Consider the following 18,717-nt stretch of genomic DNA (forward strand, 5'->3'; position numbering starts at 1 on the left):
GAATTTACCTGCCCGTTGCGCGATGAGCGCTTCACACGAGGAGGGTCACATGGACGCATCATCTGCTTTTCAGGACACATTGCCGATCAGTTCTGACGCGCTGCTGGCGACGTTGGATGACTGGGGGCTGCCTTATAGGCTGCACACGCATGTCCCGCTGCGCACGGTTGAAGAGTCAAAAGCGGTCGAGGATCAGTTCATGGTGCCCGGTGAGAATGCGCTGCGGCTCAAGAACCTGTATTTGCGTGACAAGAAAAAGCGGAATTACCTGGTGACGCTGGAACAGAGCCGAGAGATCGACCTTAAAGCTTTGGGTGCAGAGCTGGGTGTCGGGACCTTGTCCTTTGGTTCCGCAGATCGGTTGATGCAGAACCTCGGTATCCGCCCCGGCGCGGTCAGCCCACTGGCGATGATCAACGGGGTTGAGAACAATGTAAGGTTCTTCATGGATGGCGCGGCGCAAAAGTCCGACGTCATCTATATGCACCCGTTGGTCAACGATCGGACCGTGGCAATGACGCGCGCCGATCTGATGGCGTTTTTCGACCGGATCGGCTGTGAAGTGAACTGGCTGCCCTGATCAGCCCTCCAGCGCCTCTTTCAGCGCGGCCTCGACATGCGCCGCTGACGGGTTGATGAACAGATGCCCATCGGCCTTGAAAACCGGATCGTCCAGATGATCGGGGAAGGCCAGTGGTAACTCGGTACAGGCCAGCAAGATGGCGGTGCCGGGTACTGCGTGTTTGTTGCAGAAAGCCATTAGCCGAGCACGGGCAACATCTGACGCACCACCGTAAAAGTCACTGTCGATCATGGCTTGCATCTCGGCAATCTCGGCTTCGGGCAGGCGTCCGTTGGCGGTGATGCCCTCTTTGGCTAGACGATCTGCATAGTCGGTTGCCTGCAAGGTCACCGCCGTCCCCAGAACCAGCGCGTTAGATGCACCTGTAGTGACGGTGGCTTCGGCCGTTGCTTCGAAAATGCTGAGAATGGGCATCGCTACACCTTCCCGGATCGCGTGCAGCCTTGCATGCGGGGTGTTCGAGGCGATGATGCCGAAATCGCAGCCCGCGCCTTCCAGTGACAAAAGGGCCTCACGGAATACTGCGTCGAACCCGACCCAACTTGCTTCTTCTCCATCCACACCACGCAGGGCGCGGGTTTTGGCCTGTGTGACGGATTCGATGGTCATCGGTGGGATCGGCAAGGGCGAGCCGTGGCCGCGTTCTGCAAAATACCGGCCCGCGCCTTGCGCAATAGCCCGGTAGTAATCCACGGTCGAGGCCCAGCCCACTCCACCCAGAATGCCGATCTTTTTCATGATTAACGCCCAGCCTGCCAATTCCCGTTCAGGCGCAGACTGGACGTTTCAGGACACAAAGGCCAGAGGCGATCAGGCCGCCAGTTCGTTGACCGCCTTGTGGGCGTTGCTCAGCGCGGCCTCGGCGTCCAGCGCCATCTTGTCGGCGGCGACCACGTCGACATTGGTGATGCCAATGAAGCCCAGAACGTGACGCACATAGTTTGTGGCAAAGTCGATCTCGGACCCGACGGCAGTGCCGCCCGAGGCGATTGCCAGAACCACACGTTTGTCGGTCAGCAGGCCCTGCGGCCCGTTCTCGGTATATGAGAAAGTCAGGCCGACGCGGGCAACAAGATCAATCCAGGCCTTGAACGCGGCAGGCACCGAAAAGTTATAGATCGGCAGGCCAATGACGATGGTGTCGGCCTGTTGCAACTCGCCCACCAGAGCATCCGACAGGGCCAGATGTTTGCGCTGGGCATCGCTGCGTTGATCGGCAGGGATGAAGTTGGCGTTGATCCAATTTTCGGTCAGCAGGGGCAATGGGGATGCCAGATCGCGGCGGATGATGCGTGCGGCACCCAGATGCCTGACGATGCGGTTGGACAGATCGCGGGTGGCAGACCCTTCGCGGCGGGCCGAGGCGTCGATATGCAGGATGGTCTTGGTCATTTCTCTTGGTCCTTCTGATAGGATTTCATGTCTGGGCCCAATATGGATATTGCGTGAATGAACAAAACTCGGATATATCAACACTGATTGTTGGAATTTGCACATATGGGGTCGTGCCGTGGATAATTGGGATGAAGTGAGAACCGCCTATCAGGTCGCGCGCATGGGTACCGTCAGCGGCGCGGCCGAAGTGTTGGGCGTGCACCACGCCACCGTGATCCGCCATATCGACGCGATCGAGGCTCGCTTAGGTGTCAAACTGTTCCAGCGCCATGCCCGCGGCTATACGCCGACCGAGGCCGGAGACGACCTGCTGCGCGTGGCGCAAGCGACTGAGGATCAGTTTAACCAACTGGTCGGACGGATGAAAGGGCGCGGGGACGATGTCTCCGGCGAGTTGGTCGTGACGTCGCTGTCGTCACTGGCCCCGTTGGTGGTTCCGGTTCTGAGCGAATTCCAACGCCTGCACCCGGGCCTGATCGTGCGTTACTTGACTGGTGATCGCCTGTTCCGTCTGGAATATGGCGAAGCGCATGTGGCCATTCGGGCGGGTTCGGTCCCGGATCAACCAGACAACGTGGTGCAGCCATTCATCTCTCAGGAAGTTGGCCTTTATGCCAGCACTGCCTATGTGCAGCGTCACGGTCAGCCCACGGGCATAGAGGACCTTGGCAACCATTTCTTTGTCAGCACGGACGATGAAAACAGCCGCGCGCCGTTTTCGCGCTGGTTGCGCAAGACCGTACCGGCCGAGAACATCACCTTCCGTTGTACCAATAATTTCTGCAACCGCGAGGCAGTATTGTCGGGGGCAGGGATCGGTTTCATGGCTCGTTGGGAAGCGGCCCGCGACCCTAATCTTGTTGAGGTGATAGAGCCGTTGCCCGAATGGTACGGGAATCTGTGGCTCGTTACCCATGTGGACCTGCACCGCACAACCAAGGTCCAGAGTTTTCTGACTTACCTGAAAGATCAATCCAAAGGCTGGTCGGCATGAGTCCTCAGGCGCAGGGCCATCTGGCTATGCTTGTTTTTTCAGCACTTGTGGCAGGCAGTTTCTCGCTGGGGTCGATGATCGCCAACCAGATCGCGCCCGAGGCGATCACGGCGGCGCGCTTTCTGATTGCCGCGGTCGTGATCGGTGTGGCGGCTTGGATGACCACCGGTTTGCCGCGCAGTGCGGCACAGGCGCCGTGGCGTTATCTGGTGTTGGGCGGGCTTTACGCCAGCTATTTCGTGCTGATGTTCCACGGGTTGAAGACCGCACCCCCGGTCAGCGCGGCGGCTGTGTTCACGTTGACACCGGTGATGTCAGCAATTGCAGGGTGGGTGCTGTTGCGGCAGATCACGACGCCAAGGATGGCGCTGGCCCTGTCGGTCGGCGCAGCAGGGGCGCTGTGGGTCATATTCCGTGCCGACTGGCGAGCCCTTGTGGCATTCGAGATCGGCAGCGGCGAAATCATCTATTTCTGGGGCTGCGTGATGCATGCGATTTACACGCCCATGATACGCAAGCTGAACCGGGGTGAGCCGGCGGTGGTATTCACCTTTGGTACTCTGGTCGCGGGCTGCGTGTTGCTGACACTGTATGGCTGGTCCGAGTTCCGAGCGACCGATTGGGCCAACCTGCCACTGATTGTCTGGGTCGGATTGCTATATGTCTCGATCTTTGCCACGGCGGCCAGCTTTGTTCTGGTGCAATTCTCGACGCTACGACTACCCTCGGCCAAGGTGATGGCCTATACATATTTGACGCCCAGTTGGGTGATCCTTTGGGAGATTGCGTTGGGCAATGGTGCTCCGGTGTTGTTGATCCTGGTCGGAGTAGTGCTGACTTGCGTAGCGCTATTGATGCTGCTGAAGGCGGATGACCTGGCCCCAGCGCCGTCGGCACGATTGGGGGCAGGCGGTAACCAAATCGACCATTGAGGTAGATCAAGGCAAACACATGCGGCTTTTTCTATGCTTTAAGGCATGGAGGAAGCCATCATGTACAACCATATTATGTTCCCCGTTGATCTTCACCTTCCACCCGAGGTCCGCAAGGCAGCCGATGTCGCATCACAGGTGGCCCAGTGGCAAGGGGCGAAAATCACCGTCGTCAGCGTAACGGGAACACAGCCGGGCGATCCAGTGCAATCGGATGAGCCGATCAACCGACAACTACGTGAATTTGCGGACCAATTGGCCGAAAAAAGCGGTGCAGAAGTTGCGTTTCGAAACATACATTCGGTGGACGTTGCGGCCGAGGTGGACGGAGATCTGACACGCGCAGCCGAGGAGGTTGGCGCAGATTTGATCGTTGTTGGCACCCATGCGCCGCGGATCATGGATTACATCTTTTCCAGTCACGCAGGATATCTGGCAAAACACGCCAGTGTCTCGGTCTTTGTAGTCAGATGACTGCCTAGTCTTTTGTTGCGGGCAGCTCGATTTCCAAAAACCGTTCGAACGCGTCCAGATTGACCGGCTCAAACTGTCCGAACCCTTGCATCCACACCGACGCTGCCCGCATAGCGTCCGGTTCCAGCTTGCACCACTTCACCCGGCCGCGTTTTTCCTGACTGATCAGTCCGGCCTTGGTCAGGATCACCAGATGTTTCGAGATCGCGGCCAGCGACATCTCGAACGGTTCTGCCACATCGGTCACGGCCATATCATCTTCAAGCAGCATCGCCAGAATGGCGCGGCGTGTGGGGTCGGCGAGGGCCGCGAATACAGTGTCGAGATCATTGGACATGCCTTCGCTGAACCACAGCCTTGGAGTTTGGTCAACCATTTGGTTGAATATGCAGATTCCGGGTGTGTGGGGCAATTCACTTGGCGCCCGCGTGTTTTCCCTTAGTTGAGGTTTATAAAAAATCATTTAAATACAATTAATTATGGCGCTACAATTCGAGTGTTCAACGGCGTTGACTCTGCGCCCCGTGCGCCTTAGCACCCTACCCAAGACTGTGCGAGGAAACGCCCGTGACCGATGATGACCAAAAGCAGCGTATGGCGCAGCTGGAGGCCAAGATCGCGGCGGCGAAAAAGGCGAAAGCGCCCAAGCCGCGTGCAGATGCTGACGTGTCCGGGGGCGAGCTTGCCTGGAGGATGGTCATCGAAATGGTATCCGGTCTGGGGATCGGATTTGGCATCGGATACGGGCTGGACAGCCTGCTCGGGACGATCCCGATCTTTCTGGTGCTGTTCACATTGCTGGGCCTTGTCGCCGGAGTGAAAGTTATGCTCCGCAGCGCCAAAGAGGTTCAAGAGAAACAAGCGGCAGCTGAGGCGGCCGAGAAGGACGAGAGGGACTGAACGTGGCAACTGAGACCACCGCAGCAGAAGGCAGCAGCCTGGTTTTCCACCCGATGGATCAGTTCATCGTCAAACCGCTTTTCGGTGACGGTGCGATTGCCTGGTATACGCCTACCAACGTGACCCTGTGGCTGTTCCTGGCGATTGCGGCGATCTTTGCTCTGCTGGTGCTCAGCACCTCGAAGCGCGCGATTGTTCCAACCCGGATGCAGTCGGTGGCCGAGCTGGCCTATGGCTTTATCTACAAGATGCTGGAAGACATCTGCGGCAAGGAAGGCGTCAAGTACTTCCCCTATGTCATGACCCTGTTCATGTTCATCGTCTGCGCGAACTTCCTGGGCATGCTGCCTATGTCCTTCACCACCACATCGCATTTCGCTGTGACCATTCCGCTGGCGCTGGCCGTGTTCCTGACCGTGACCGTTCTGGGCTTCGTCAAGAACGGCGCAAGCTTCCTGGGTCTGTTCTGGGTCTCCAGCGCGCCGCTGGCGCTGCGCCCGGTTCTGGCGATTATCGAGCTGATTTCGTACTTCGTACGCCCGGTCAGCCACTCCATTCGTCTTGCCGGTAACGTCATGGCTGGCCACGCGGTTATCAAGGTGTTCGCAGGCTTTGCCGCGATTGCCGTGATCTCGCCCGTGTCCGTGCTGGCGATCACCGCAATGTATGGCCTTGAGGTCCTCGTGTCCTTTATCCAAGCCTACGTATTCACCATTCTGACCTGTGTTTATCTGAAAGATGCGCTGCATCCTTCGCACTAAGGTCTGATACCCCAACATCGAAACTTCCAATTCGTAAGGAGAAACATCATGGAAGGCGATCTCGCACACATCGGCGCAGGCCTGGCAGCAATCGGTTCCGGCGCAGCCGCAATCGGGGTGGGCAACGTTGCAGGCAACTTCCTGGCCGGCGCCCTGCGCAACCCTTCGGCGGCTGCTTCGCAGACCGCAACCCTGTTCATCGGTATTGCATTCGCAGAAGCCCTGGGGATCTTCGCATTCCTGGTCTCGCTGCTGCTGATGTTCGCCGTCTAATCTGCGGAACCTGATCCTTACGCGCAGGTGGGTCCAAGCCATAGCGGCCCACCTGTTGTAAAGACAACGTTCCGACGGAGGACATCATGGCGACTGAACCCCTTGCCAAGGAAGTAGCTGGCACCTGTGTTGACTCTTATGGGTCGGCCATCGGTATGCCTCAGCTCTGCTTCGATTGGTTCCCCAACCAGATTTTCTGGCTGGTCATTACGCTGGTCGTCATCTTTCTGGTCCTGTCCCGCGTGGCCTTGCCGCGCATCGCGGCAATCCTGGCTGAACGTCAGGGGACCATTACAAATGACCTGGCTGCGGCCGAAGATCTGAAGGCCAAGGCGGTCGAGGCCGAAGAGGCCTATAACAAGGCGCTGGCCGATGCCCGTGCCGAAGCGCAGCGTATCGCTGCCGAAGCACGTGCTGAAATCCAGTCTGGTCTGGATGACGCGATTGCAAAGGCAGACGCACAAATCGCTGCAAAGGCGGCTGAATCGGAAAAGGCAATTGCTGACATCCGTGCCGGTGCGCTGGAAAGCATTCAAGTGGTTGCCAAGGATACGGCGGCTGAACTGGTTACTGCACTGGGCGGCGAGGCGGATGCCAAAACCATCGACAGTGCTGTTGACGCGCAGACGAAAGGATAAGCGACATGCGGAACACTCTTGCCCTTATCCTGACCGTCGGCGCAGCCAGCCCCGCGCTGGCCGCAAGCGGCCCGTTCTTCTCGCTTGGCAACACCGACTTTGTCGTGACGCTGGGCTTCCTCGTTTTCATCGCGGTCCTGTTCTACTTCAAGGTGCCGGGCATGATCGGTGGTGCGCTGGACAACCGCGCCGAAGGCATCAAGTCCGAACTGGACGAAGCCCGCGCCCTGCACGAAGAAGCGCGCACTCTGCTGGCTTCGTACGAGCGTAAGCAGCGTGAAGTTCAGACGCAGGCGGACGCGATTGTGGCTGCTGCAAAAGACGACGCCGCGCTGGCGGCCGAGCAGGCCAAGGCCGATCTGGAAAATTCCATCGCACGCCGTCTGGCCGCTGCTCAGGATCAGATCGCATCGGCTGAGGCTTCGGCAGTCAAAGAAGTACGTGATCAGGCCATTACTGTTGCTGTTTCGGCGGCAAACGTCGTTCTGGCTAAGCAGATGACGGCTGCGCAGGCGAACAAGTTGATCGACGCGTCCATTGCCGATGTAGGCGAAAAGCTTCACTGAGATCGTTACAAGACGAAATTGAAAAACCCGGCCTCAGCGCCGGGTTTTTTCTTGGCTAACAGGTGAAGATCAGGCCGCCGCCGGACGGTGTTCGGGCAACCGTTTCAGAATGTCTGCATATTTGGGCGAGGCAACAAATAACTCGGGCAGGTCGCTCAGCACAGCGTCAATAGGATCGTAAGCCGCCGAGGCCTGTTCCAGAATCTCTTCAGGTATGGATTTTTTGGCGCGCTCTGTTCTTTCCGGAAGAGTGAAGTTCAGGTCCAAAAAATCGGCGACCTCGCTTTGTCTGCGCCAAATCGCATCGTAGCTCAGGCACAGGACGGGCACGTCGTCGAACGTGGCCCATCGCCTCATCTGATCCGCTTGATTTAGAACATCATATTTGAACAGATCTTCAAAGGTCCCTTCAGCGTGAAGGTTTGCGAAATGCTGGTTGATCCAGTCGCGCCCAAAACGATCCAGCACGGAAAAGACTGAAAAAGCCGAGGCCTTTGTCGGGCCATAACAGAACAGAACCTTGACGTCATCGCGCCCTCTTAGCCCACTGGGGAAATCATGCGTTTTGACCAAATTACCCGGATATAACGCGGCCTGAGACAATTCCCTTTCGAACGACGCTTTTGGTTTGGGCCACAACCTCCGACGTTTTTGCGCCTTCCATAATGCGTCGAACATGAGCGTACTGCCTGATCTGCCGTTGCTGGCAACGATCAGGCAGGGATTCGTTTTTGGGCGTTGCCCAGGTTTGAATAAGATCATATGTGCCACCAGAGTTGCAGCGAAAGGTCAGGTTCATGACCTTCGAATCCACTTGGTATCGTTGAGGGTGAGTATCAATTAGGTAAGCAACAGAAATTTCATAACAAATTATGAATTTTTCGTGTTCCTCGGTGAGCGAGGGTTGGTTACCGCAATGTTTTTCGCGCCTTAGACCTGTCCGGTCTCATGCTGTAGTCGTTGTTGCGCGATGGCTTCGTTGCGCAGGGCTTTCTGGTGATCTTCCATGCAGCGCTGGACATAGTGCAGATGCTGATGAATCGCGTCGCGCGCCGCGTCCGGGTCGCGTGCTTGCAGTGCTGAGTTGATGGCGCGGTGTTGATCCAGAATGGCCCCGCGCGTGGTATGCTGATGAAACATCATCTGGCGGTTGTAGAACACGCCTTGTTGCAACAAGTCGTACATGGACCGCATCATATGCAGCATCACCACGTTATGACTGGCCTCGATGATGGCCATATGGAATTGCGCGTCAAGCTGCGCCTCTTCCTGGGTGGCATTGCGTGCATGAGCGGCCTGCATCTTGTCGAAAATGGCCTGCACGACCTTCAGATCGCTGTCTGACCCAAGGCGCGCGGCGCGCGCGGCCGCCAAGCCTTCTAAATCGCAGCGGAAAGCAAGAAAATCGAACACAGCCTCTTCATGGCTGCTAAACAGACGGACCAGAGCCGGTGAGAAGGCAGACCCCAGAACTTCGGCGACATAAATACCGGACCCGGCCTTGGCGGTCAGTAGCCCCTGGTCCTGCAGCTCCGAAATCGCTTCGCGCAGTGAGGGACGCGAAACACCCAGCCGCTCTGCCAATTCCCGCTCCGCCGGCAGGCGTTCACCCGGCTGCAGGATGCCACGCAGGATCAGCAATTCGATCTGTTTCACCACTGCGATGGACAGCTTTTCAGTCTGGACTTTTTGAAAGGGCATGCGGGTTTGTTCCAAAATTGGTCAAGTCATATGACCATGGAATTTTGACCTGTTCAAGAACGAGCGTGCCTTTGACTTGAAACATTAGGTCAGAATTATTGACATTAATGCCATCATACTTAGGCTGCCCGAAAAGACAGCGGAGGAGATCGATGTCGATGAAAGATCTGTTTGCCACACGGACAAGCCGGATGAAGGCGTCCGAGATACGCGAATTGCTCAAGCTGCTGGACCAGCCGGGTATCATTTCCTTCGCAGGGGGAATTCCGGACCCTGCGTTGTTTCCGGCGGATGGGTTCGCCATGGCGTTCCAAAACGCCTTGGGGGCCGAATTCCAGGCCCAGGCGCTGCAATATTCTGTCAGCGAAGGCTATGTTCCCCTGCGCGAATGGCTTGCCGACCACATGCGCCAGATTGGGATCGAGTGTGAGCTTGAAAACATCCTGATCACGTCGGGTTCGCAGCAAGCGCTGGATTATCTGGGCAAGCTGTATCTTTCGCCGGGTGACACGGCACTGGTCGGCTGGCCCACTTACCTGGGGGCTCTGGCGGCGTTTAATGCCTATGAACCACGCTTTGATCGCCTGAGCATCAATGGCAATCGACGGGCGGCGAAATATGCCGCCACAGCAGGTGAGGGGGCGATAAAATTCGCCTACCTGTCACCCGACTTTGCCAACCCGACCGGAGAAACCGTGGATCTGCGTGGCCGCGAAGCCTTGCTGGATCTGGCAGACGAATTGAACTGTGCCGTCATCGAAGATGGCGCCTATCAGGCCCTGCGCTATGATGGCGAACCGATCCCGCCGGTTCTGGCGTTGGAGCTGGCGCGCAAAGGGTCGATCGAAAACTGCAGGACGATCTATTGCGGTAGCTTCTCGAAAACCCTGTCTCCGGGGTTGCGGGTGGGATGGGTTGTGGCCGCCAAACCGGTAATCTCGCAACTGGTGTTGATGAAACAGGCAGCTGACCTACACTCTGCGACGATTAACCAAATGGCCATCAACGAGGTGGCGCGTGCCTGCTTTGACACGCATATTCCCATGCTGCGCAGTGTTTACGGAGCACGCCGCGATGCGATGCTCAGCGCGTTGCGGGATCATATGCCTGAAGGCGTGGACTGGACCAAACCCGAGGGCGGCATGTTCATTTGGGTGACCCTGCCCAAGGGCCTAAAAGGGGCCGATCTGCTGGCAAAGGCGCTTGAGACGGTCAAAGTGGCCTTTGTCCCCGGCCAGGCGTTTTTCCCGGACGAAACCGGGGCCAATACGATCCGGCTGAGTTTTTCGAATTCGGATGAGGCGACGATCCGCGAAGGTATCCGGCGGTTAGGAGAAGTTCTGCGCACCTAAGTGCCGGAAAGGTTCTGTTAACCATATTGAGGCAAAGCTGGCCGCATGATCCGGTATCTGTTCCTCCTATCGGTGCTGGCCGCCTGTTCGGCTGGCACCCCTTATTTCCGGGACATCCCTGCAACTCGTATCGCGGTGAATGGCAGCGTCTTCGATGTGCGCGTGCGCGGTGATCTGGCCGAGGCCGTGCGGATTAACACCCAATACGCCCCGCGTCTGGGTCCGATTAAAGACCGGGCAGGGTTGGCCATGGCGCAGGTCTCGGGCTGTCCCATTCTGGATGTGCTGGGCGATGCGGCGGTGACCGTCGGTGTGTTGGGCTGTGACCGTGCGGCGGGAGAACGTCTGTTGCTAACCGCCATCTCGACCCCGAATTAGGAATGCGTCGATTATGGCGTTTATGAGGATATCGGGAAGGACTACGGGTTTCAGGTGTTCGAGTGCACGCCTTACTGAGATACGCGTATTCCTGCGCATTTCGGCAAGATATTGTGGATAAGTCGGGGTGATATCCCATATCCTGCGCAACTTCGTTGACTCAGCCCCCATCCGTTGCGCAGACTTCATTCGTATAGGAATCACGGGACTCATTGCCTTTGCGCTTTAGCAAACTCAAACTCACCGGCTTCAAAAGCTTTGTTGATCCAACCGATCTTGTCATCGCGGATGGGTTGACCGGTGTGGTGGGTCCGAATGGTTGCGGCAAGTCCAACCTTTTGGAAGCCTTGCGTTGGGTGATGGGGGAAAACCGTCCCAAATCCATGCGCGGCGGCGCGATGGAGGATGTGATCTTTGCAGGTGCTGCAACGCGCCCGGCGCGCAATTTTGCCGAGGTTGTGCTGACGCTGGACAATTCCGAACGACTTGCGCCGTCAGGCTTTAACGACAGCGACCAACTTGAAATTTTCCGCCGCATCACCCGCGATGTGGGCAGCGCTTACAAGACCAACGGCAAGGACGTGCGGGCGCGGGATGTGCAGATGCTTTTCGCTGACGCCTCGACCGGGGCGCATTCACCTGCGCTGGTGGGGCAGAACCGTATTGCCGAACTGATCAATGCCAAACCCCGTGCCCGCCGCCGTATTCTGGAAGAAGCGGCTGGAATCTCGGGCCTCTACCAGCGACGGCATGAAGCCGAGCTGAAGCTGAAAGGCACCGAATCCAACCTGACACGTGTCGATGATGTGCTGGAACAGCTGGGCACGCAATTGGCGCAGCTGGCGCGTCAGGCCCGTCAGGCCGCACGCTATCGCGAGATTGGCGAGCAGTTGCGTCAGGCCGAGGGCATGCTGTTGTATCGCCGCTGGAAAGAGGCTGATATGGCCCGCCAGCAGGCCGAAGAAAAACTGCGCGAACGGATCACCGAGGCGTCTCGGGCCGAGGCCGAAGCCCGCGCGGCTGCTACCAAACGCGCCGAAATCGAAGAAACCCTGCCGCCCCTGCGCGAAGAAGAGGCCATCGCCGCTGCCGTCTTGCAGCGCCAGCAGGTGCAGCGTGATGCGCTGTCAGATCAGGAAACCCGTGCGCGTCAAACCATTGAGACGCTGACCAACCGTATTCAGCAGTTGGGCTACGATATCGAGCGTGAAACCGGCCTGAATCGCGACGCTGGTCAGATGATCGAACGTCTGGAATGGGAGGCGCGCGAACTGGCCAAAGCTGCCGAGGGGCACGAGGATAAGGTGGCGGAGGCTGCCGAGATCGCGCGTGAAGCGGCGTCGGTTCTACAGGATCGCGAAGATCACCTGTCGCAGGAAACCGAGGATATGGCGCGCCTTGTCGCCCGCCACCAATCGGCGCAGCGTCTGGTTGAGGACAGCCGCAAGACACTGGCCCGGTCCGAGGCCGAAGAGGTAAAGGCCCGCAGTGCCGTGGACGAGGCACGCGAGGCTCTGACCAACGCAAGCGAAGCCTTTGAAGCCGCGCAAGAGGGCGAGGAAGAAGCCCGCGAAGCGGCCGAGGCCGCTGAAGAAGCGCTGGCGGCGGCGGATGAGCTGCGAAATGACACGCAGGCGCGTGAGGCCGAGGCCCGCGCGCAACGGTCCGAGGCTGAGGGCGAGTTGGGTGCGATCCGCGCCGAAACCTCGGCGCTAGCAAAACTGGTGGAACGCGACACAGCCGAAGGCGGTCAGGTTCTGGACCTGCTGCGCGTTGAGCCGGGGTTTGAAAAAGCGCTGGGGGCCGCGCTGGCCGACGATTTGCGCGCGCCGCTGGTCGAAGGCGACGGCCCGTCGGGTTGGGTGCAGGTTGCGGGCTATGATGCTGATCAGCCATTGCCGGATGGGGTCGAACCACTAGCGCTGCATGTGTCCGGCCCGGACCGGCTAAGCCGCCGGATCGCACAGATTGGTCTGGTTGATGCGGACCAGGGCGCGCGGTTGCAGGACTCGCTGAAGCCAGGGCAACGCCTGGTGTCCCGGTCCGGTGATCTGTGGCGTTGGGACGGGTTCCGTGCGTGGGCCGAAGATGCGCCAAGCGCCGCCGCCCTGCGGCTGGAACAGCTCAACAAGCTGGAGGCGCTGAAACAGGAGCTGACCCGCGCCGAGGCGCAGGCCGACGGTGCCCGCGCCGCGCACGAGGCTTTGTCGCAGCAACTGGCCGATGTCACCGAAGCGGACCGCCGTGCGCGGGATGCCCGGCGCGCCGCCGATCAACGTATGGCCGAAACCGCCCGCGCGCTGAGCCGAGCGGAGGCGGACCGCAATCTGGCGCAAGGAAAGCTTGAGACCCTGTCACTGGCCGTGGATCGCCACAAAGAAGATGCCATGTCAGCCCGCGCGCAACTGCGCGAAGCTGAGGGTGCGTTGACCGGTCTGGGGGATCTCGACACTGCCCGTGCTCAGGTCGAGGATATCAAGCAAACGGTCGAGGCTGCGCGGATTACCATGCTGACCCACCGTTCGTCCCATGATGAACTGCGCCGCGAGGGTGAGGCCCGCACCCGCCGCTCGCAAGAGGTCACCAAAGACCTCAGCGGTTGGAAACACCGTCTTGAAACGGCTGAAAAGCGGATTTCGGAACTGGCAGAGCGCAAAGAAAGTTCGGAAGATGAACTGTCCGAGGCAAAGGCTGCCCCTAGTGAGATTGCCGAGGCCCGCGAAGAACTGAATGAGTTGATCGAGACGGCTGAAGCCCGCCGTGCCGAGGCCGCTGACAAGCTGGCCCAAGCCGAAACCCAGCAGCGCGAGGTGGTGCTGGCTGAACGCGATGCGGAACGTCAGGCCTCGGAAGCGCGCGAATCCCGCGCCGCAGCCGAGGCGCGCTGCGATGCCGCCAAGGAAAGCGTGACAGCAACGGCGGAACGGATTGCCGAGGATCAACAGCTGACCCCGAATCAGTTGCTGAACCAATTGGATGTGAACCCCGATCAAATGCCCGCAGCGGACGCCTTGGAAGCCGAGGTGAACCGGCACAAGCGGCAACGTGATGCGATGGGCGCTGTAAATCTGCGCGCCGAAGAGGATGCCAAGGAAGTTCAAGAAGAATTCGACACGCTAAACGGCGAAAAAGCGGATTTGGAAGAGGCGATCAAAGCCCTGCGCAGCGGTATCGCCAGTCTCAACCGCGAAGGGCGGGAACGGCTGTTGACGGCATTTGAACAGGTGAACTCGAACTTTGCCATGCTGTTCAAGCATCTGTTTGGCGGTGGCGAGGCTAATCTGGTCATGGTCGAAAGCGATGATCCGCTGGATGCCGGGCTTGAGATCATGTGCCAGCCGCCGGGCAAGAAACTCTCGACGCTTAGCCTGTTGTCGGGTGGTGAACAGACCCTGACCGCAACGGCGCTGATCTTTGGCGTGTTCCTTGCCAATCCAGCCCCGATCTGTGTGTTGGACGAGGTTGACGCGCCGCTGGACGACGCCAACGTCACCCGGTTCTGCGACCTGCTGGACGAGATGTGCCGTCAGACCGAAACGCGGTTCTTGATCATCACCCACCACGCGGTAACCATGGCGCGGATGGACCGTTTGTTTGGCGTGACCATGCAGGAGCAGGGCGTCAGCCAACTGGTCTCGGTCGATCTGAAAAAGGCCGAGCAGATGGTCGCATGACCATCACTGCAACGTTATGTCTGTTTTATCGCCGCACGGGGTAGGGTGCTGGCATGACCCGTTTTTTGATCCTCGCCCTGCTGATCGCAGGCCCGGCATGGGCTGCTGAATGGCCAACCAAACCCGGTGATATTCCCTTGACGTCAACAGAGCTGGAGGCGCTGGCCGGGCGCACGCTGACCTTCTATGACGATGGTCAGTCCAGTTTTTCTGCCGGTGGGGCCTATTCATACACCTATGCCAGCGGAGAATCTGCCTTTGGCACTTATTCAGTCGCCGAGGATGGCAGTGTCTGCATCCAGTATAGAAACGGGTTCAGTCGCTGCGATTTGTATGTGCACAGTGGCGAGCGGCTGATCCTGATTGATCAAAAGGGCGACCGCTATCCTGTGCGACCGGACTGAAATCATACGCTTTCGGTGATGCCACACCTCTGTGGGCGAAACACAGCATAGCCGTTTCGATTTAGATTTCGACCTATTAATATCCTGAAAATCGACACAATACGCCAACCGTAGCGATCCATCAGAGGAGCAGTTTAGTGAGCGACTACACAGAAAATAACCTGGCCCGTGGCAAAGAGCGGGGATCGCATGGCCGTCAGCAGGACGAGGGGGTTCTAGTCATCCGTACCGTTGCGATGCCAGCCGATACCAACCCATCTGGCGACATCTTCGGAGGCTGGCTGATGTCGCAGATGGACCTTGCGGCGGGGAATATGGCGGGTCGAGTTTCGCAGGGGCGCGGGGCCACGGTTTCGGTCGAGGCGATGCAATTCTTACGCCCAGTCAAAGTGGGCGATGAGGTGACGCTCTATGCTACGTTGCGCAAGGTCGGGCGTACTTCCATGCGTATTCACGTCGATGCCTGGGCACGCCCCCGGTATTCCGAGAAAGCACAAAAGGTCACGGATGCCGATTTCGTCTTTGTGGCGCTGGACGAAAAAGGCGCTCCACGGCCAGTGTTCGAAGACCAATGACGCGCTTGTTCGTCGCGGGCCTAGCACTTTAAAGACGGTTCAACAGGTCCGGTGTCGGCCAGGCATCAGCAGGCAAGCCCAACCGCACCTGTTCCGCCTGCACGGCAGCCCGTGTGCCTGCTCCCAGAATTCCGTCGATTTTTCCGACATCATGGCCGCGTGCCTGAAGCTTGCTTTGCAGCTGTTTCATCTGCGCGCCGGAAAGCCCCTGTGCAGCGTTTCCGGAGTCATAGATCTGACCGCCTTCCAGTCGTGTGCCAAAATAAGCCGCGGTCAGAACGTAGACAAAACTCTGATTCCACTCGAAATAAACGTCGAAATTCGGATAGGCCAAAAAGGCCGGTCCGTTGCGCCCCTGCGGCAAGATCAGCGACGCGGGCAAGTTCGTCAAGGACCCGCTGCGGGCCTGCACTCCCATCGCCTGCCAGTCAGCCACCGGGCGTGGTTTGCCCGGTCCGGACAGCGACCAATCCATCTGCGCGGGCACTGTCACCTCTTGCAGCCACGGCTGCCCCGGTTGCCAACCGAGATGCGACAACATCTTGGCGCCCGACATCAGCGCGTCCGGTGCGGACGTTTTCAATGAGACTTTGCCGTCTCCGTCTCCGTCGACACCGTTTTCCAGTATGTCGCGCGGAAGCATCTGGACCATACCGATCTCTCCGGCCCAGGCACCTGTGGTTCTGGCCGGATCGAAATTTCCTTGTTGGTATAGCTCGATGGCGGCGAAGATCTGAGGGCGGAACAATTCAGGGCGACGGCAATCATGGGCCAGCGTCACCAGCGCATTACGGGTGTTGAAATCGCCCTGAAACGCGCCGTAATCGGTCTCGAAGGCCCAAAAGGCCAGAAGAACCCCGCGCGAGACGCCGTATTCCCGCTCGATCCGATCAAACACCGCGTCATATTTGCGCGACATAGCCTGACCACGCTCGATCCGGTTTTGCGAGATCAAATGGCGCGAGAAATCGATGAACGGTTTCTGGAACACACCCTGCGCGCGGTCGGCTTTCAGGACCGCTCCGTCCTGTTGCACGCCTTTGAAAAATGCATTGACGGTGGATTTGTCGAACCCTTGCTGGACGGCCTCGGTCTTTAACCCTTTGACGAAGGAATTGAAGCCGCCGCCACATTGGGCATAGGCGGGCGAGGCGAACAGAACGGCGGCAACAAAGCCAGAGAGAATGCGCATGGGCGGGTCCGTCAGAGAATTAAGCTGACTCCAACCGACACCGACAGAAGGCCAAGCGCAAGCCCCCAAACGGTCCACAGCATGTTACATGCGCGGAAAACCTCTGACGCGCCGATTTCGCGCGGAGCATCGCCGTTCACCCACGCCAGATCGCGGACCTTCCCGTCATAGCTGCGCGGACCGGCCAGAGCGACGTTCAGGGCGCGCGCCATGGCGGCCTCGGGCCATCCTGCATTGGGAGAGATATGGCGACGTGCATCCGTCACCATATCAGCCCAGCGCGCCCATTGACCGGACAGGGCCACGATCAACACGCAGGTCAGGCGCGCAGGGATCAGGTTCAGTACGTCGTCCAGACGGGCGGCGGCCCATCCAAAGTATCGGTATTTTTCGGTGCGGTAACCGATCATGCTGTCGGCTGTGTTGACGGCCTTGTAAATCAGGAGCCCTGGTAACCCGGCGAGCAGAAACCAGAATGCAGGGGCGATGACCCCATCGCTGAGGTTCTCGGCCGCGCTTTCAATCGCAGACCGGGCAACCTGTGCCTCGGTCATGTCGCGAGTATCACGGGACACGATCATTGCGACCTTGGACCGGCCCTCGACCAGAGAGTTGCGTAGCCCTTCACCCACATCACGCACATGCGACACCAGCGATTTCTGCGCTAACAGGATGGCGCAGAGGATGATCTCGACCACAGGTCCTAAAAAGGCCAGCACGCGCCCAAGGATCAATGCACCGATGACCAGCAGTATCACCGCCGCAACCCCTTTCAACCGCTGCTGCGCGCCGTGGTTCAGACGTTTGTCCAGCCAGCCGATAATGTTGCCTGTCGCCACCGCCGGGTGGCGAACGCGTGACCAAAGCCAGTCTGGCTCGCCCAATGCGGCGTCCAGACACATGGCGCAGACCAGCAGGAACGCGGTGCTCACAGCGCGGCCTCTAGTCTGTTCCAGCCATCCGCTGGGGGCAGACCCAGTCGCAAGTAGGTTTGAGAATAGGGGAAGACGCGGCTCCAGATATGAGCACGGGCCAGACGGTCTTGCCAGTCAGCGGCGCTGTCGACCTCATAGAGGCGAAACAGCGTGGTGCCCCCGACTACGGCAGCCCCCTTTCTGATCAGCAACTGGTCAAGCCGGTCGGCCTCGGCGCTTAGGTGTTGGCGGGTTGCTATGGCCCATTCAACGTCTCGCAGGGCCTGCTCTCCGATCCGCAGCGCAGGGCCAGACACGGACCATGGCCCGGTCAGGTCGTTCAGCCGGGCGATCAGCTCGGGTTGACCGACGGCAAACCCCAGCCGCAGCCCGGCCAAACCCCAAAACTTGCCAAAGCTTTTCAACACGATCACTCCGGGGCATGTCGCCAGATGGATAAGCGAAGCCTCGGGGCTGACATCGCAAAAGCTCTCGTCGATTACGGTCAGCGGGGCGTTCGCATCCGCCTCGGACCAGATCCGGCCATCGGGGTTATTCGGGTGTACGATAACGCGGGCCTCGGTCGGGCCGTTGGGTTGCACGGTCCAACCTTGCGCAGAGAAAGCGGCGGCGTGTTCGTTGTAGGTGGGCGTTGTGATCTGAACCCTGCCAAGAGCGGCCAACGCCGGCATGCGGGCGATCACGGCCGAAGCACCGGGCGCAGGCAGGATTGCCGCGCCGTCAGGGACCGACCAGAAGTGACGGGCAGCCTCAGTCAGGCGCTCAAATGCGCCGTGGTCTGGTAATTCGGTCCAGTCTGAGGGGATCAGCCCGGACACCTGATAGGGGCGGGGATTGATCCCGGTGGACAAGTCCATCCAATCGGTACGGGTTCCCCCATAAGATGCGATGGCTCCGTCCAGCCCTCCGCCATGGTCGCGTGCGGTGCGCGGGTTCAAATTCTTGTTAGGGCTTGCCATGGGGTTTCTCGCTGGAATCGCCTGTTTCGGC

At 59.0% G+C, this 18,717-nt stretch carries 22 protein-coding genes; 14 read left to right on the top strand and 8 right to left on the bottom strand.

What is annotated here, in order from left to right:
* Positions 1-49 precede the first annotated feature (49 nt).
* On the top strand, positions 50-580 hold the full coding sequence (locus RUE5091_RS19275) for a prolyl-tRNA synthetase associated domain-containing protein (RefSeq protein ID WP_058283642.1): 531 nt from the start codon (positions 50-52) through the stop codon (positions 578-580).
* Here the strand turns inward: RUE5091_RS19275 and RUE5091_RS19280 are convergent, their stop codons facing one another.
* Both RUE5091_RS19280 and RUE5091_RS19285 read right to left on the bottom strand, forming a co-directional pair.
* Positions 581-1,321, bottom strand: a complete 741-nt coding sequence (locus RUE5091_RS19280; protein WP_058283567.1) for an aspartate/glutamate racemase family protein — start codon at positions 1,319-1,321, stop codon at positions 581-583.
* A 72-nt stretch (positions 1,322-1,393) separates the two neighbouring features.
* The gene (locus RUE5091_RS19285) at positions 1,394-1,975 is read right to left on the bottom strand and encodes an FMN-dependent NADH-azoreductase (protein WP_058283568.1); all 582 of its coding nucleotides are present in this window, start codon (positions 1,973-1,975) and stop codon (positions 1,394-1,396) included.
* Positions 1,976-2,093: 118 nt separating this feature from the next.
* Here RUE5091_RS19285 and RUE5091_RS19290 point away from each other — a divergent pair, with 118 nt between their 5' ends.
* Genes RUE5091_RS19290 through RUE5091_RS19300 form a run of 3 tightly spaced genes read left to right on the top strand, consistent with a single transcriptional unit; the run spans position 2,094 to position 4,378 of the window.
* Positions 2,094-2,972, top strand: coding sequence for a LysR family transcriptional regulator (locus RUE5091_RS19290; RefSeq protein ID WP_058283569.1), 879 nt, complete (start codon positions 2,094-2,096; stop codon positions 2,970-2,972).
* Complete coding sequence (locus RUE5091_RS19295; RefSeq protein ID WP_058283570.1) at positions 2,969-3,904, top strand: DMT family transporter; 936 nt, start codon at positions 2,969-2,971, stop codon at positions 3,902-3,904. Before RUE5091_RS19290 ends, RUE5091_RS19295 begins: the two co-directional genes overlap by 4 nt.
* A 60-nt stretch (positions 3,905-3,964) precedes the next feature.
* Positions 3,965-4,378: a universal stress protein gene (locus tag RUE5091_RS19300; RefSeq protein ID WP_058283643.1), complete on the top strand. Its 414-nt coding sequence runs from the start codon at positions 3,965-3,967 to the stop codon at positions 4,376-4,378.
* Positions 4,379-4,382: 4 nt separating this feature from the next.
* Here RUE5091_RS19300 and RUE5091_RS19305 read toward each other — a convergent pair whose 3' ends face one another.
* Positions 4,383-4,715 carry an ArsR/SmtB family transcription factor gene (locus tag RUE5091_RS19305; protein WP_058283644.1) on the bottom strand — a complete coding sequence of 111 codons (333 nt, stop codon included), beginning with the start codon at positions 4,713-4,715 and terminating at the stop codon, positions 4,383-4,385.
* Between the two features lie 230 nt (positions 4,716-4,945).
* On the opposite strand from RUE5091_RS19305, the gene RUE5091_RS19310 reads away from it, so the two are divergent.
* From RUE5091_RS19310 to RUE5091_RS19330, 5 genes are all read left to right on the top strand, one after another.
* Positions 4,946-5,278 carry an AtpZ/AtpI family protein gene (locus RUE5091_RS19310; RefSeq protein WP_058283571.1) on the top strand — a complete coding sequence of 111 codons (333 nt, stop codon included), beginning with the start codon at positions 4,946-4,948 and terminating at the stop codon, positions 5,276-5,278.
* A gap of 2 nt (positions 5,279-5,280) precedes the next feature.
* Positions 5,281-6,039 carry a F0F1 ATP synthase subunit A gene (locus RUE5091_RS19315; protein WP_058278975.1) on the top strand — a complete coding sequence of 253 codons (759 nt, stop codon included), beginning with the start codon at positions 5,281-5,283 and terminating at the stop codon, positions 6,037-6,039.
* Positions 6,040-6,087: 48 nt separating this feature from the next.
* Entirely contained in the window at positions 6,088-6,312 is a 225-nt protein-coding gene (locus tag RUE5091_RS19320; protein WP_005981269.1) for a F0F1 ATP synthase subunit C, read from the top strand.
* A gap of 86 nt (positions 6,313-6,398) precedes the next feature.
* Positions 6,399-6,950: a F0F1 ATP synthase subunit B' gene (locus RUE5091_RS19325; RefSeq protein ID WP_058283572.1), complete on the top strand. Its 552-nt coding sequence runs from the start codon at positions 6,399-6,401 to the stop codon at positions 6,948-6,950.
* Between the two features lie 5 nt (positions 6,951-6,955).
* Positions 6,956-7,516, top strand: coding sequence for a F0F1 ATP synthase subunit B (locus RUE5091_RS19330; protein WP_058283573.1), 561 nt, complete (start codon positions 6,956-6,958; stop codon positions 7,514-7,516).
* A 69-nt stretch (positions 7,517-7,585) separates the two neighbouring features.
* On the opposite strand, the gene RUE5091_RS19335 is transcribed toward RUE5091_RS19330, so the two are convergent.
* A complete protein-coding gene (locus tag RUE5091_RS19335; RefSeq protein ID WP_131726340.1) occupies positions 7,586-8,194 on the bottom strand; it encodes a hypothetical protein in 609 nt (202 codons plus the stop codon).
* Positions 8,195-8,446: 252 nt separating this feature from the next.
* Positions 8,447-9,217, bottom strand: coding sequence for a FadR/GntR family transcriptional regulator (locus RUE5091_RS19340; protein ID WP_058283575.1), 771 nt, complete (start codon positions 9,215-9,217; stop codon positions 8,447-8,449).
* 152 nt (positions 9,218-9,369) lie between these two features.
* Here RUE5091_RS19340 and RUE5091_RS19345 point away from each other — a divergent pair, with 152 nt between their 5' ends.
* The 5 genes from RUE5091_RS19345 (at position 9,370) to RUE5091_RS19365 (ending at position 15,600) form a co-directional block, all read left to right on the top strand.
* Positions 9,370-10,569: an aminotransferase-like domain-containing protein gene (locus RUE5091_RS19345; RefSeq protein WP_058283576.1), complete on the top strand. Its 1,200-nt coding sequence runs from the start codon at positions 9,370-9,372 to the stop codon at positions 10,567-10,569.
* Between the two features lie 45 nt (positions 10,570-10,614).
* Positions 10,615-10,947, top strand: a complete 333-nt coding sequence (locus tag RUE5091_RS19350) for a hypothetical protein (protein WP_058283577.1) — start codon at positions 10,615-10,617, stop codon at positions 10,945-10,947.
* A gap of 218 nt (positions 10,948-11,165) precedes the next feature.
* Positions 11,166-14,621, top strand: coding sequence for a chromosome segregation SMC family protein (locus tag RUE5091_RS19355; protein ID WP_058283578.1), 3,456 nt, complete (start codon positions 11,166-11,168; stop codon positions 14,619-14,621).
* Between the two features lie 53 nt (positions 14,622-14,674).
* Positions 14,675-15,025 (top strand): hypothetical protein, encoded by a 351-nt coding sequence (locus RUE5091_RS19360; protein WP_058283579.1) that lies wholly within the window; start codon positions 14,675-14,677, stop codon positions 15,023-15,025.
* A gap of 236 nt (positions 15,026-15,261) precedes the next feature.
* Entirely contained in the window at positions 15,262-15,600 is a 339-nt protein-coding gene (locus tag RUE5091_RS19365) for an acyl-CoA thioesterase (RefSeq protein WP_058283645.1), read from the top strand.
* Between the two features lie 28 nt (positions 15,601-15,628).
* Here RUE5091_RS19365 and RUE5091_RS19370 read toward each other — a convergent pair whose 3' ends face one another.
* The 3 genes from RUE5091_RS19370 to RUE5091_RS19380 are packed head-to-tail and all read right to left on the bottom strand — an operon-like array spanning position 15,629 to position 18,686.
* On the bottom strand, positions 15,629-16,792 hold the full coding sequence (locus RUE5091_RS19370; protein WP_058283580.1) for a lytic murein transglycosylase: 1,164 nt from the start codon (positions 16,790-16,792) through the stop codon (positions 15,629-15,631).
* Between the two features lie 11 nt (positions 16,793-16,803).
* Complete coding sequence (cbiB, locus tag RUE5091_RS19375) at positions 16,804-17,724, bottom strand: adenosylcobinamide-phosphate synthase CbiB (protein ID WP_058283581.1); 921 nt, start codon at positions 17,722-17,724, stop codon at positions 16,804-16,806.
* On the bottom strand, positions 17,721-18,686 hold the full coding sequence (locus RUE5091_RS19380; RefSeq protein ID WP_058283582.1) for a threonine-phosphate decarboxylase: 966 nt from the start codon (positions 18,684-18,686) through the stop codon (positions 17,721-17,723). The genes cbiB and RUE5091_RS19380 overlap by 4 nt, the downstream gene beginning before the upstream one ends.
* Positions 18,687-18,717: the final 31 nt, after the last annotated feature.

Origin of the sequence: Ruegeria denitrificans, assembly GCF_001458295.1 — a bacterium.
In the GTDB taxonomy this organism is placed as follows: Bacteria; Pseudomonadota; Alphaproteobacteria; order Rhodobacterales; family Rhodobacteraceae; genus Ruegeria; species Ruegeria denitrificans.